The sequence below is a fragment of the Methylobacterium sp. 285MFTsu5.1 genome (assembly GCF_000383455.1).
GTDB lineage: Bacteria > Pseudomonadota > Alphaproteobacteria > Rhizobiales > Beijerinckiaceae > Methylobacterium.
Genome location: NZ_KB911277.1, coordinates 127,292 through 140,357, shown reverse-complemented (window position 1 = coordinate 140,357; position 13,066 = coordinate 127,292). Strand labels below are relative to the sequence as shown.

The following is a 13,066-nucleotide window of genomic DNA, read 5'->3' as shown; positions in this document are numbered from 1 at the left end:
TCCGTCATCACGGGCGCAGCGAAGTGGCCCCGGGCAGCAGGACATCGGTCAGCGTGGCGCTACCCTGGATCGCTTCGCTCCACTCGCAACGACGACGGTGGGGAAGCGATCAACCGGAAAGCGATGGAGCCGCCGCCGTCATGCACGACACGGCGCCTGTGCGGTTCCGCACGTCGGGAAGGCCGGGTCGATCGCAGGGCGGAGCGATCCGGTACGGATCAGGGTTTCTCGAGCCCGCGCGAACACGAGGACCCTGTCGATGCCGAAGCACGCCCGCCTGGCCCTGGCCGCCGCGCTTCTATCGGCCCTCGCGGCGGGCGCCGCCCGCGCGGACGGCACATCCGCTTTCGGGGCCGCCAACGCGGCCCAGCTCCGGGGCTACACCGCGAGCCCGGCCCAGGTCTACGTTCCGGCAGGCGGCCCGAGCGCCAGGCCCGCGGCCCCCGCACCGCACCGGCCGAAGGCGCCGGCGCGCAGTCGCTGAGATCGACCCGGGCCGCACCGGCCCGGGCATCCGGTCACGCGTTCTCGGTCACGCGTTCTTGCGCGGCCGGTGGTCGGGGTCGATGCCGCCATCGAGCTTCGTCTCGTTGTCGACGTCGCCCTCGAAGGTCGAATCCGCCTGCAGATCCGCGGGGTCGGCGCCGCTCATCCCCTTCGAGGTGCCGATCCCGGGATTGCCCTTGAGGTCGGCGTCCGTGGGCGTGTCGGTCTTCGGGTGCTTGGATGACATGCAGGCTCCTGTCGGATGCTGATGTCGGGCCAACGCGTCGGCGCGGGGCCGGTCTCCCGCGCGGCGTGCGGCGGTTCGCCTCCCGGTCCCTGCACGCCCTCAAGCGATCTCCGCCGCGGCGATCCGGCGGACGCCCGCCGCCTCCATCCGCGCCCAGGCCCGCGCGAGCGACCCGTCCACGTCGATCCCGCGCACCGCGTCCGCCACCACGAGGACGTCGAACCCCGCGTCGCGCGCGTCGAGCGCGCTCCAGGCGACGCAGAAATCGGTGGCGAGGCCGCACACGGCGACGCGGGTGATGCCGCGCTCCCGGAGCGCCCCGGCGAGGCCGGTGCGCGTGGCCCGGTCGGCTTCCAGGAAGGCCGAGTAGCTGTCGACCCGCGGATCCAGCCCCTTGCGCACCACCAGGCTCGCCCGGTCGGTGGCGAGGTCCGGCGCGAAGGCGGCCCCGCGACTGCCCTGGACGCAGTGGCGCGGCCACAGCACCTGCGGTCCGTAGGGCAGCGTCACGGTCTCGAACGGGGCCCGCCCCGGATGGGTCTCGGCGAAGGAGACGTGATCGGCCGGATGCCAGTCCTGCATCAGCACCACGTGCCGGAAGCGGTGCTGGAGCGCGTTGATCGGGCCGATCACCGCGTCGCCCCCCGGGACGGGGAGCGCCCCGCCCGGCAGGAAGTCGACCTGCACGTCGACGACGAGGAGCAGGTCGGCGTTGCCGGGCGTCACGGCCGCTCCCTACGGCAGCATCACGATCGAGCCGGTGGTCTCCCGGCCCGCGAGGTCGCGGTGGACCTGCTGCGCCTCGGCCAGCGGGTAGGTGGCGTTGACGGCGATCTTCACCGCGCCGTCGCGGACCACCTTGAACAGGCGGGCGGCCGCCTCCTCCAGGGTGGCGCGGTTCGACGAGAAGGTCGCGAGCGTCGGGCGCGTCACGTAGAGCGAGCCGCGCGGGGCCAGCAGGCCGAGGTCGAGCCCGGTGATCGCCCCGGAGGCCGAGCCGAAGCTCGCCAGCAGGCCGAGCGGCGCGAGGCTGTCCAGGGAGCCCATCAGGGTCGCCTGCCCGACGCCGTCGTAGACCACCGGCACGCCCTTGCCGCCGGTGATCTCGCGCACGCGCTTGGCCACGTCCTCCTCGCGGTAGAGGATGACGTGGTCGCAGCCGTTCTGCTTGGCGAGCTCCGCCTTCTCGGGGCTGCCGGCGGTGCCGATCACGGTGGCGCCGAGGTGCTTGGCCCACTGGCACGCGATCAGGCCGACGCCGCCGGCGGCGGCCTGCCACAGGATCGTGTCGCCGGGCTTCACCGCGTAGGTCCGGTGCAGCAGGTACTCGACGGTCAGGCCCTTGAGCATCATGGCGGCGGCGGTCTTCTCGTCGACCCCGTCGGGGATCGGCACGGCCGCCGAGGCCGGGATCACCGGCTCCTCGGCGTAGCAGCCGTCTGCCACTGAGCCGTAGGCGACCCGGTCGCCGGCCTTGAACTGGGTCACGCCCTCGCCCACCGCCGTGACGGTGCCGGCGCCCTCCTTGCCGGGGGTGTAGGGCATGTGCGGGGACTTGTAGGCGCCGGTGCGGAAGTAGATGTCGATGAAGTTGACGCCGATGGCGGCCTGCCTGACCCGGATCTGCCCGGGGCCCGGCTCGGCCAGGGGCACGTCCTCGAAGCGCATCACCTCGGGACCGCCGTACTCGTAGACCCGGATCGCCTTCGGCATCGTTGGACTCCCGCTCGCCGCCCCGTCCGGGGCGTTGCAGCCCGAGATAACGGACCGCCCGCCGGAGGCAATTCGTTTTTGGCCTCTCGCGCCCCGGTTGTAACCCGCCCGGCCGCGGCCCCGTTCTGGATCCGCCGGACCCGGACGCCTATCTAGGCCCTGCCATTCCCTGAGCCGAGGTCCGACATCCATGTCCGGCACCACCCGCACGAGCGCCGACCTCGATCCGCGCCGCCGCCGCCTCCTCTACCGCGCCTGGCACCGGGGCATCCGCGAGATGGACCTGATCATGGGCCGCTTCGCCGATGCCGAGATCGGCGACCTCTCGGAAGCGGAGCTCGACCAGTTCGAGGCGCTGATCGAGGTGCCGGACCGCGACCTGTTCAAGTGGCTGACCGGCGAGGTCGAGACGCCCACGAACTACGACACGTCGGTCTGGCGGCGGGTGCGGGCGTTCCACCGGCACGACGCGCCGATCCACTCCTGAGAGCGACCGGTCGAGAGAGCCCGCGATGGACGAACCGAAGCCCAACTACGATCACCCGGCCCGGTCGATCGCCACCGAGCTGGTGGTGCGCATCATGCTGGAGATGATGGAGCGCTCCGATCCGGCGCTCCGCGCCGAGATCCTGCGGCAGGCGACGGCGCGCGCCGCCGCGATGACCGAGCACATGCCCAACGCGGACTTCTTCCGCGGCCGGGTCGAGGCGGCGCTGGCGGAGATCGTCGGGCCGGACGCCTGAGGGGCGTAAGCCGCGGGCTTCCGTCTCATCCGATCGGAGTTCTCGGCCGATGCGGCCCGCTCCGTCATCACGAGCGCAGCGACGTGACCCATGGCAGCGCGACGTCCGAAGGTGTGGCGGCGCTGGATTGCTTCGCTGCGCTCGCAAAGACGATGGGGCTGTCTCTTCTCCCCTGGGAGAGGCGATCCGCAAGGTGCTCTGGGCCGGGCCATGCGTGTCCCCGAAGCGCGGCCGAACAGCCGTTCCATGCCGCGGCAGAACCGCCATATAGGATGCGTTCAGCCGTGACCGCGGGGACGCTTTATCGCGGCGGCCCGATCGGCTAACGCCACCCGACCTCCTCCCCTGACGCGCCCGGCGGGATTTCCCGCGAAAGACCCGATGGCCAAGCCTCAGCCGAAGCCCCCCGCCGCCAAGCCGCAGGTCGCGCGCTTCGCGCTGCCGAAATCCTCCGCGCTCGCCCGGGCGATCGACGCCCTCAAGCGCGGCGACAGCCCGGTCCTGGCGAACGCCCCGGAGGGCTTCGACGCGCTGGCGCTCGCCGACCTCGCCCGCGCCCTGGCGCCCACCGTCGACGCGCCGGCGGTGCTGGTCCACGTGGCGCGCGATTCCGGGCGCTCGGCGGCCTTCCAGGCGGCCCTCGGCTTCGTCGCGCCCGAGATGGACGTGATGAGCCTGCCGGCCTGGGACTGCCAGCCCTACGACCGGGTCTCGCCGACGACGGCGGTCGCCGCCGCCCGGATGACGGCGCTCGCCCGCCTCGCCCGCACCCGCTCGGCCGAGGACCGCCCGCGCATCCTCTGCACCACGGTCAACGCCCTGGTGCAGCGGGTCCCGCCCCGCGCCCACATCGCCAAGGAGGCGTTCTCGGCGGCGATCGGCAACGTCGTGTCGATGGACGACGTGGTGGCCTGGGTCGAGGCCAACGGCTTCCTGCGCACCGGGACGGTGCGCGACACCGGCGAGTACGCGGTTCGCGGCGGCATCCTCGACCTGTCGCCCCCCGGCCTGCCGGCCCCGATCCGCCTCGACTTCTTCGGCGACACGCTGGAATCGATCCGCGCCTTCGACCCGGAGACGCAGCGCACCACCGGGCAGCTCCGCTCGCTCGACCTGATGCCGATGAGCGAGGTCCAGCTCACCACGGAGACCATCCGCCGCTTCCGCCAGAACTACATCCAGAGCTTCGGGGCGGCGACCCGGGACGACCGGCTCTACGAGACGGTGAGCGAGGGGCGGCGCTACGCCGGCCTCGAGCACTGGATGCCGCTGTTCTACGACCACCTCGACACGCTGTTCGACTATCTCGGCGGCGTGCCGCTGGTCTTCGACCCGCAGGTGGAGGACGCTGCCGCCGAGCGGATCGCGCTCGTCCAGGACTATTACCAGGCCCGCGAGGGCGCGATGAAGACGCCGCAGCCCGGCGTCGCCCCCTACAAGCCCCTGCCGCCCCGCGCCCTCTACCTGACGCCGAACGAGCTGAAGGAGCGGATCGGCACCGCCACCGTGGCGCGGCTGACCCCGTTCGCGCAGCCCGAATCGTCCGAGCGCGCGGTGATCGATTGCGGCGCCAAGGCCGGACGGAGCTTCGCCCCCGAGCGGGCCGACGAGAATGCCAGCGTGTTCGACGCCGCGGTGGCGCATATCCGCGATCTCCAGGGATCCGGTCATCACGTGATCCTGGGAGCCTGGTCCGACGGGTCGCGCGACCGGCTCTGCGGTGTGCTCACCGACCACGGCCTGAGGAAGCCCGTGGCGATCACCCGGCTCACCGACGTCTACGCGCTCAAGCGCGGCACCGACGCGGCCGTGGCCGTCTGGGGCCTGGAGGCGGGCTTCACCGCGGGCGAACTCGCCGTCGTCTCCGAGGGCGATATCCTGGGCGACAGGCTGGTCCGCCAGAAGCGCAAGGCCAAGCGGCCCCAGGACGTGATCCTGGAGGTGCAGGCGCTCCAGCCCGGCGACCTCGTAGTCCACGCCGACCACGGCATCGGCCGGTTCGTCGGCCTCAAGACGATCCACGCCGCCGGCGCCCCGCACGATTGCCTGGAACTGCAATACACCGGCGGCCTGCTGCTCCTGCCGGTGGAGAATATCGAGCTCCTGACCCGCTACGGCTCGGAGGATTCCGAGGTCGCCCTCGACCGGCTCGGCGGCGGCGCGTGGCAGGCCCGCAAGGCCAAGATGAAGCGCCGCATCCTCGAGATGGCGGGCGAGCTGATCAAGGTCGCGGCCCAGCGCTTCGTCCGGAAGGCCCCGTCCCTGCAGGCGCCCGAGGGGCTCTACGGCGAGTTCGCCGCCCGCTTCCCGTTCGAGGAGACCGAGGATCAGGCCAACGCCATCGACGCGGTGCTGGACGACCTCAATGCCGGGCGTCCGATGGACCGGCTGGTCTGCGGCGATGTCGGCTTCGGCAAGACCGAGGTGGCGCTCCGCGCCGCCTTCGCGGCGGCGATCTCCGGCAAGCAGGTGGCGGTGATCGTCCCGACCACGCTGCTGGCCCGCCAGCACTACCGGACCTTCGCCGAGCGCTTCAAAGGGCTGCCGGTCCAGGTGGCGCAGCTCTCCCGCTTCGTCTCGGCGGGGGAGATGAAGCAGACCCGCGCCGGGCTCATCGCCGGCACGGTCGACATCGTGGTCGGCACCCACGCCCTCTTGGCGAAGAACATCGCCTTCAAGGATCTCGGCCTGATCATCGTGGACGAGGAGCAGCATTTCGGCGTCGCCCACAAGGAGCGGCTGAAGGCGCTCCAGGCGGACGTCCACGTGCTGACGCTCTCGGCGACGCCGATCCCGCGCACGCTCCAGCTCGCCATGACGGGGGTTCGCGAGCTCTCGATCATCGCCACCCCGCCGGTCGACCGGCTGGTGGTGCGCACCTTCGTGACGCCGTTCGACCCGCTGACCATCCGCGAGGCCCTGCTGCGCGAGCGCTACCGCGGCGGCCAGTCCTTCTACGTCGTGCCGCGGATCGAGGATCTGGCCGAGGTCAAGAAATTCCTCGACGCCGAGATGCCCGAGATCAAGGTCGCGGTCGCCCACGGCCAGATGGCGGCCGGCCAGCTCGAGGACGTGATGACGGCCTTCTACGAGGGCAAGTTCGACGTCCTGCTCTCGACCACGATCGTGGAATCCGGCCTCGACATCCCCACCGCCAACACGCTGATCGTCCACCGGGCCGACATGTTCGGCCTCGCGCAGCTCTACCAGCTGCGCGGCCGGGTCGGGCGCTCGAAGGCGCGCGCCTACGCGCTGTTCACGACCCCGGCGAACCGCCAGCTCACCGCCCAGGCCGAGCAGCGCCTCAAGGTGCTCCAGAGCCTCGACACGCTGGGCGCGGGCTTCCAGCTCGCCTCCCACGACCTCGACATCCGCGGCGCCGGCAACCTGCTCGGCGACGCGCAGTCGGGCCACATCAAGGAGGTCGGCTACGAGCTCTACCAGCAGATGCTGGAGGACGCGGTCACCGCGCTCAAGGCCGGCATCGATGACGTGCCCGAGGAGGCGTGGTCGCCGACCATCGCGCTCGGCGCGCCGGTCACGATCCCGGAGGATTACGTCGAGGATCTGGGCGTCCGGCTGGCGCTCTACCGGCGGCTCGCCACCATCCAGGACGATGCCGAGATGGAGGGCTTCGGCGCCGAGCTGATCGACCGGTTCGGGCCGCTGCCGCCGGAGGTGGAGCAGCTCCTCAAGATCGGCACGATCAAGATCCTGTGCCTCAAGGCGAACGTCGAGAAGGTCGAGGCCGGGCCGAAGGGTGTGGTGGTCCACTTCCGCGACAAGTCCTACGCCAACCCGCAGGGTCTCGTGGCCTTCGTCGCCGAGCAGGCCTCGTTCGCGAAGGTGCGGCCCGACATGAGCGTGGTGTTCGTGCGCGAGCTGACCACGGTCCCGGCGCGGCTCAAGACCGCCACCGAGGTGCTGCGCAGTCTCGTGAAGATCGCCGAGCGGGGGAAGAAGGCGGCGTGAGGGGCGGGGGCGTCGCGCCCCGGCGAGACCCCTCATCCTGCGGGGCGGCTTGAGGAGACGCGTGGATGGCAGACCCGGCGCCGATCACCGGCGCGCCCGAGCCGGTGAAGGCCGCGCCGGGCGCCTTCCTCACGCCCCTGTTCACCGACCGGCGCGTCGCCGCGGTGCTGGGGCTCGGCTTCGCGCAGGGTATCCCGTTCCTGCTCGTCTACGCGACGCAGTCGGCGTGGCTCGTCCAGGCGAAGGTGCCGCTCGCCACGATCGGGCTGATGAGCGAGCTCACCATCGCCTACAAGCTCAAGTTCCTCTGGGCCCCCTTCCTCGACCGCCACGACGCGCCGCTCATCGGCCGCTGGCTCGGGCGGCGCCGCGGCTGGATCGTCGCCACGCAGATCCTCGTCGCCCTGGCGCTGGCGGGCGTCGCCTTCGGCGACCCGGCCCACTGGCTCGCCTGGACGGTGGCGTTCTCCCTGGCGCTCGGCGTCGCGGGCGCCACCCAGGACGTGGTGATCGACGGCTGGCGCATCACCGCCGCGCCCCCCGAGCAGCAGGCGCTGATGTCGTCCTGGGCCGAGATCGGCTTCCGGATCGGCAACCTCGCGGCCGGCGCCGGCGCGCTCTACCTGTCCGACGCGTATGGCTGGCGCGTGGCCTACCTGTGCATGGCCGCGCTCATGGCGCCCGGCACGGTCGCGGCCCTGCTGGCGCCCGAACCCCCCGTCCCCGAGACCCCCGCCACCGGCGGCTTCGTCGAGACCGTCTGGGCGCCGATCCGCGATCTCCTCGCCCGGCTCGGGCCGCTCGCCCTGCCGGTGCTGGCGCTGGTCGCGGGCTTCCGGATGCCCGGCTACGTCTCGAATGCCATGGCGATCCCGCTGTTCAAGACGCTCGGCTACACCAACACCGACATCGCGACGGTGACGAAGTTGTTCGGCTTCTGGATCGCGCTCGGGGGCACCTTCCTGGCGAGCGCCATCATCCCGCGGATCGGCATGATGGCGAGCCTGCTCATCGGCACCGTGACGGCCTCGGCCTCCCACCTCGCGCTGGCCTACCTCGCCTGGCACGGCGGCCACGGCGGCGCGGCGTTCTGGACCTTCGCGCTGACCGTCGGGATCGACGGCTTCGCCTACGCCTTCGCGTCGATCGTGCTGATCACCTACATGTCGCGGCTCTCGGCCACCGCGCACGCGGCGAGCCAGTACGCCCTGCTGACCTCGCTCTGCGCCCTGCCCGGCAGCCTGCTCGCGGGGTTCTCGGGCTTCGTGATCGAGTGGACCGGGTTCGCGTGGTTCTTCGTCGGCACGTCCCTCATCGGCGTGCCGGTGGCCCTGCTCTGCCTGCTGGTCGCGCGCCGGCACGGGCCGATGGAGCCGGCGGCCGACGCGGCCGGGGACGCGCCGAATCGGGCCACCTGAGGCTGTGTCCCAACACGGGAACGCCGGCGGAAACTGTCTCTTTAGCGGGGATTAACCACAGCACGGCTTAATGGGGTGGACGGTTGATGTCCTCCCCAGACGGGTGACCCGGGCCACGTGCGCGAGAACGGCTCTCGCGGGCGAACGGCGGCGGCTGCCCAGGGGAAGCGCGTACGCGAGTTCCCGAATGGCCCAGGCTGCGTTGTCCCTCGCCGCGTTCCAGACCGCGTATCCGAGCGCGGAATCCCGGCGACCGGCGCCCCCGCGCCCCAGCTACGTCGAGACCGCCTACGACCCGGTCGTCCGCACCCGGGCGCCCTACCCGAGCGCCATGCGGCGCGCCCGTCGCCGCGCCCGGCTGACGACGCTCATCGCTCTCACCGGCGTGAGCCTCGCCGGCTGGGCCGTGTTCAGCCACCCGCAGGGGCCGGCCCGCCCCGAGGCGGAGTCCGTCGCGGCGGCCGGGCCGGCCGCCGTCCCGGTCCCGCAGGCCGCGGCGGCGCCGCGGCCGAGCCTCGCCTGGATGCTCGACCGGAGCCCGGCGCTGGGCGCCGGCACCGCCACGGCCTTCGGGGGCGAAACCCCGCCGGTCGCCGGCTTCCAGGTCGCCGCCGCCCCGTCCCCGGCGGTCCGGGAGATCGCCCGGCAGGTCGCGCAGGCGGAGCGGGCGCGGGCCGCCCAGGTCCGGATGGCCCAGGTCAAAGCTGCGGAGAAAGTCGCCGAGAGAGTCGCGGACAGGGCCGGCGAGAGGACCGGCGAGACGGGGACGGGGGCGCCGGTCCGGATGGCCGCGGCCGAGCCCACGCCCGCCGCCCTCGCACCCGCCCCCGTTCCCGCCCTCGTGCCGCTGCCGGTGGCCCGCCCGCCCGAGCTGCGGCGCGCACCGGCGCCGCCCGCGCGGGTGGCGAGCCGCGCCCTGCCCCGGACCCGCGACGTGTTCCGCGCCGCGATGGCCGAGGAGCCGTCCTTCTTCGAGAAGCTGTTCGGCGTCGGCGCCGCGGCGCCGTCTCAGGACAACCGCCAGGACAGCCGCCAGGACAGCCGCCAGGACAGCCGCCAGGAGCCCCGTCAGGCACTGGCCTATGCCAGTCCGGACGCCCTGCCGCAGGAGGCGCCGCGCACCCGGATCAGCCCGGAGCCCGATTCGGTGGCCGGAACGGCCGTCTACGACATCACCGCCCGCACGGTGACGCTGCCCTCCGGCGAGGTGCTGGAGGCCCATTCCGGCCTCGGCGAGCACATGGACAACCCGCGCTACGTCCACCTGCGCATGCGCGGCTCGACCCCGCCCGGCACCTACACGCTGACCGAGCGCGAGCGCCTGTTCCACGGGGTCCGGGCGATCCGGCTCAACCCGGTGGGCGGCAGCGCCGCGATCCACGGCCGCGACGGCCTGCTGGCCCACACCTACATGCTGCGGCAGCCCGGCGCCTCGAACGGCTGCGTCTCGTTCCGCGACTACAACCGCTTCCTGCAGGCCTTCCTGCGGGGCGAGGTCCGGCGCCTCGTGGTGGTGGCCGGCAGCGGCGACGGCGGCGGCATCCTCAACCGGATCGGCCTCGCCGGGCGCCGGGGCGGCCGGGGCTGAGGCTCCGCGGGCCCTGCGGCGCGCCGGGCCGGAAGCCCGAGCGTCACGAAAGTCCGAGATCACTTCCGCGCGGCGCGGCTTTACGCGCCCGCCCAAGCTGCCTTAACGGGGCTCAGACGCCAGCCCTGACAAGAGGCACCCGATGAAACTGCCCCGCCGCTTCTTCCAGCCCCTCGCCACCGGCGCGCCGGCCCCGTTCCGCGAACTGCCGGTGCGGCTGGAGCGGATGATCCACTTCGTGCCGCCCCACAACGACAAGGTCCGGGCCCGTGTGCCGGAGCTCGCCGGGACCGTCGACGTGGTGCTGGGCAACCTCGAGGACGCGGTCCCGGCCGACCAGAAGGAGGCGGCCCGCAAGGGCTTCGTCGCCATGGCCCAGGCCACCGATTTCGCCGCCACCGGCACCGGCCTCTGGACCCGGATCAACGCCCTCAACTCGCCCTGGATCTTGGACGACCTGTTCACGATCGTGGCCGAGGTCGGCGACAAGCTCGACGTCGTGATGGTGCCCAAGGTCGAGGGACCGTGGGACATCCACTACATCGACCAGCTGCTCGCCCAGCTCGAGGCGCGCCACGGGGTGACGAAGCCGATCCTGGTCCACGCGATCCTGGAGACCGCCGAGGGCGTCGCCAACGTCGACGCGATCGCGTCGGCCTCGCCGCGGATGCACGGCATGAGCCTCGGGCCGGCGGACCTCGCGGCGTCGCGCGGCATGAAGACCACCCGGGTCGGTGGCGGCCACCCGGATTACCGGGTGCTCAGCGATCCCTCCGGCGATGCCCCCCGCGCCACCGCCCAGCAGGATCTCTGGCACTACACCATCGCCAGGATGGTGGACGCCTGCATGGCCAACGGCATCAAGGCCTTCTACGGCCCGTTCGGCGACTTCTCCGACGGCGATGCCTGCGAGGCGCAGTTCCGCAACGCCTTCCTGATGGGCTGCGCCGGCGCCTGGACGCTGCACCCGAGCCAGGTGGCGATCGCCAAGCGGGTCTTCGCGCCGGACCCGGCCGAGGTCGCCTTCGCGGCGCGGATCGTCGAGGCCATGCCGGACGGCACCGGCGCCGTGATGCTCGACGGCAAGATGCAGGACGACGCCACCTGGAAGCAGGCCAAGGTCATCGTGGACCTGGCGAAGCTCGTGGCCGCCAAGGACCCGGATCTGGCGGCGGTCTACAAGCTGGGGTGAGGGTTACCGAGCCCGCGATACGCCTTTCCCGTGCGGACTACTCGATTGGCGCATCGTGTGCGGCACAGCAGCGGCAGGATGAAGCGCGGGTCCCCTCTCCCGTGCGGGAGAGGGACAGGGTGAGGGATCAAGTCTGTCCGAAGAAGGCGTGTGCCTACACGCGCGTCGACGGCGTGCCCTATCCTGGACTTTCTCGACCCTCACCCCAACCCTCTCCCGCACGGGAGAGGGGGCGCGTCGCGCTTTGCCGCCAGCGTCGACGTCCGATCCGAGAGGTTCGTCGAGACAGGCCCACGCAAGCGGAACGGCCAAATCATTCGCTGAATGAGCGGCCGAACTGCCGGAGCCGGGCGGTGAATAAGTCAATCCCGCAGGCCCGCAACCTGCGCCGCACTCAAACCTCGGCCGAAGCCAAGCTCTGGCGCGTCCTGCGAAACCGCGCCCTGAACGGCTGGAAGTTTCGCCGACAGCACCCGATCGACCGATTCATCATCGACTTCGCCTGCATCGAGGCCGGACTCATCGTCGAGGTGGACGGGGCGACGCATTCGACGGACGCCGAGATCGCTCGGGATGCCGCGCGGACCGAAATCCTTGAGTCGCTCGGCTTCGCCCTCCTCCGCATCCCGAATGCGGACATCCACAAACATCTTGAAGGCGTGCGCGAGACCATCCTGGCGGCTCTTGAACGCCGCGAGACCGTGTGATCACCCGCCGAACCGCGCCCGGTACTCCTGCGGCGTCGCCGCGACGTGCCGCAGGAAGCTGCGCCGCATCGTCTCCTCGGAGCCGAAGCCGCAGGTCCGGGCGACGCGCTTGACCGGTTGCGCCGTCTCGGCCAGCGCGCGCCGCGCCGCCTCCACCCGTAGGCGCTCCACGGCCCTGGCCGGGGTCAGACCGGTCGCCGCGTGATAGTGCCGGCTCAGGCTGCGCGCGCTCATCCCGGCCGCTGCGGCGAGCGCCGGCAGCGACAGGTCGCCCGCCAGGTTTTCGGCGACGTAGGCGTGGAGCCGCCCGAACCGCTCCTCGCCCGCCTGCAGCGCCAGCGCCGCGCTGAACTGCGCCTGCCCGCCGGGGCGCTTGAGGAACATCACGAGGTGGCGCGCCACCGTCAGCGCGGTCGCGCGGCCGAGATCCTCCTCGACCAGCGCCAGGGCCAGGTCGATCCCCGCCGTCACCCCCGCCGAGGACCAGACCGGGCCGTCGCGCACGAAGATCGGGTCGGGCTCGATCCGGGCGCGCCGGTAGCGGGCGGCGAGCGCCCCGCAATGCTTCCAGTGGGTCACGGCCCGCCGCCCGTCGAGGAGCCCCGCCGCCCCGAGCAGGAACGCGCCGGTGCAGACCGACGCGACCCGGCGGGCCCGGCCCGCCCGGGCCCGCACCCAGGCCACCAGAGCGGCGTCGTCGCAGGCCGCGACGACGCCGGGGCCGCCCGCGATCACCAGCGTGTCCACCGGCGCGTCGGGATCCGGCAATGGGTCGGCGACCAGCCGCAGGCCCGCCGAGGCGGTGAGCCCCGGGTCGCCGGCCGCGATCACCCGCGGCGCGTAGGGCATCCCGGCGCCGCCGTGCTCGTTGGCGGTGGCGAAGACCTGGAGCGGCCCGGCCACGTCGAGGAGCTGCACCGACGGGAAGGCCAGCACCTCGACCGGGCGCGGCGGATCTGGCGAGAAACGAGGGCTCTTTGGCATTTCGGCCAGATCCTGA

General features: G+C 72.4%; 12 protein-coding genes. 8 read left to right on the top strand and 4 right to left on the bottom strand.

What is annotated here, in order from left to right; translation table 11 throughout:
* The first annotated feature begins 259 nt into the window (after positions 1–259).
* Positions 260–484, top strand: a complete 225-nt coding sequence (locus H288_RS0114455; RefSeq protein ID WP_020093292.1) for a hypothetical protein — start codon at positions 260–262, stop codon at positions 482–484.
* A gap of 48 nt (positions 485–532) precedes the next feature.
* On the opposite strand, the gene H288_RS0114450 is transcribed toward H288_RS0114455, so the two are convergent.
* From H288_RS0114450 to H288_RS0114440, 3 genes are all read right to left on the bottom strand, one after another.
* Complete coding sequence (locus tag H288_RS0114450; protein ID WP_020093291.1) at positions 533–733, bottom strand: hypothetical protein; 201 nt, start codon at positions 731–733, stop codon at positions 533–535.
* Between the two features lie 99 nt (positions 734–832).
* Positions 833–1,459, bottom strand: coding sequence for a bifunctional nicotinamidase/pyrazinamidase (gene pncA / locus H288_RS0114445; protein ID WP_020093290.1), 627 nt, complete (start codon positions 1,457–1,459; stop codon positions 833–835).
* 9 nt (positions 1,460–1,468) lie between these two features.
* Positions 1,469–2,446 carry a quinone oxidoreductase gene (locus tag H288_RS0114440; protein ID WP_020093289.1) on the bottom strand — a complete coding sequence of 326 codons (978 nt, stop codon included), beginning with the start codon at positions 2,444–2,446 and terminating at the stop codon, positions 1,469–1,471.
* 190 nt (positions 2,447–2,636) lie between these two features.
* On the opposite strand from H288_RS0114440, the gene H288_RS0114435 reads away from it, so the two are divergent.
* The 7 genes from H288_RS0114435 to H288_RS35945 all read left to right on the top strand — a co-directional run bounded on the left by H288_RS0114435 (position 2,637) and on the right by H288_RS35945 (position 12,066).
* Entirely contained in the window at positions 2,637–2,933 is a 297-nt protein-coding gene (locus tag H288_RS0114435) for a succinate dehydrogenase assembly factor 2 (protein WP_020093288.1), read from the top strand.
* Positions 2,934–2,958: 25 nt separating this feature from the next.
* Positions 2,959–3,189 (top strand): hypothetical protein, encoded by a 231-nt coding sequence (locus H288_RS0114430; protein WP_020093287.1) that lies wholly within the window; start codon positions 2,959–2,961, stop codon positions 3,187–3,189.
* Between the two features lie 381 nt (positions 3,190–3,570).
* Positions 3,571–7,161, top strand: a complete 3,591-nt coding sequence (mfd, locus tag H288_RS0114425; protein ID WP_020093286.1) for a transcription-repair coupling factor — start codon at positions 3,571–3,573, stop codon at positions 7,159–7,161.
* A gap of 65 nt (positions 7,162–7,226) precedes the next feature.
* Entirely contained in the window at positions 7,227–8,579 is a 1,353-nt protein-coding gene (locus H288_RS0114420; protein WP_020093285.1) for an MFS transporter, read from the top strand.
* Between the two features lie 187 nt (positions 8,580–8,766).
* Entirely contained in the window at positions 8,767–10,167 is a 1,401-nt protein-coding gene (locus H288_RS0114415; protein ID WP_020093284.1) for a DUF2778 domain-containing protein, read from the top strand.
* A gap of 142 nt (positions 10,168–10,309) precedes the next feature.
* Positions 10,310–11,359: a CoA ester lyase gene (locus H288_RS0114410; RefSeq protein ID WP_020093283.1), complete on the top strand. Its 1,050-nt coding sequence runs from the start codon at positions 10,310–10,312 to the stop codon at positions 11,357–11,359.
* 119 nt (positions 11,360–11,478) lie between these two features.
* Entirely contained in the window at positions 11,479–12,066 is a 588-nt protein-coding gene (locus H288_RS35945; protein ID WP_244534921.1) for a DUF559 domain-containing protein, read from the top strand.
* On the opposite strand, the gene H288_RS0114400 is transcribed toward H288_RS35945, so the two are convergent.
* Positions 12,067–13,050: a helix-turn-helix domain-containing protein gene (locus tag H288_RS0114400; protein WP_026604942.1), complete on the bottom strand. Its 984-nt coding sequence runs from the start codon at positions 13,048–13,050 to the stop codon at positions 12,067–12,069.
* Positions 13,051–13,066: the final 16 nt, after the last annotated feature.

Excerpts from the sequence above, each read along its gene's own strand:
- H288_RS0114455 (WP_020093292.1), top strand. The coding sequence starts at position 260 with ATGCCGAAGCACGCCCGCCTGGCCCTGGCCGCCGCGCTTCTATCGGCC.
- H288_RS0114400 (WP_026604942.1), bottom strand. The coding sequence starts at position 13,050 with ATGCCAAAGAGCCCTCGTTTCTCGCCAGATCCGCCGCGCCCGGTCGAG.
- mfd (WP_020093286.1), top strand. The coding sequence starts at position 3,571 with ATGGCCAAGCCTCAGCCGAAGCCCCCCGCCGCCAAGCCGCAGGTCGCG.
- H288_RS0114435 (WP_020093288.1), top strand. The coding sequence starts at position 2,637 with ATGTCCGGCACCACCCGCACGAGCGCCGACCTCGATCCGCGCCGCCGC.
- H288_RS0114450 (WP_020093291.1), bottom strand. The coding sequence starts at position 733 with ATGTCATCCAAGCACCCGAAGACCGACACGCCCACGGACGCCGACCTC.
- H288_RS0114440 (WP_020093289.1), bottom strand. The coding sequence starts at position 2,446 with ATGCCGAAGGCGATCCGGGTCTACGAGTACGGCGGTCCCGAGGTGATG.
- H288_RS0114420 (WP_020093285.1), top strand. The coding sequence starts at position 7,227 with ATGGCAGACCCGGCGCCGATCACCGGCGCGCCCGAGCCGGTGAAGGCC.
- H288_RS0114430 (WP_020093287.1), top strand. The coding sequence starts at position 2,959 with ATGGACGAACCGAAGCCCAACTACGATCACCCGGCCCGGTCGATCGCC.
- H288_RS0114415 (WP_020093284.1), top strand. The coding sequence starts at position 8,767 with ATGGCCCAGGCTGCGTTGTCCCTCGCCGCGTTCCAGACCGCGTATCCG.
- H288_RS0114410 (WP_020093283.1), top strand. The coding sequence starts at position 10,310 with ATGAAACTGCCCCGCCGCTTCTTCCAGCCCCTCGCCACCGGCGCGCCG.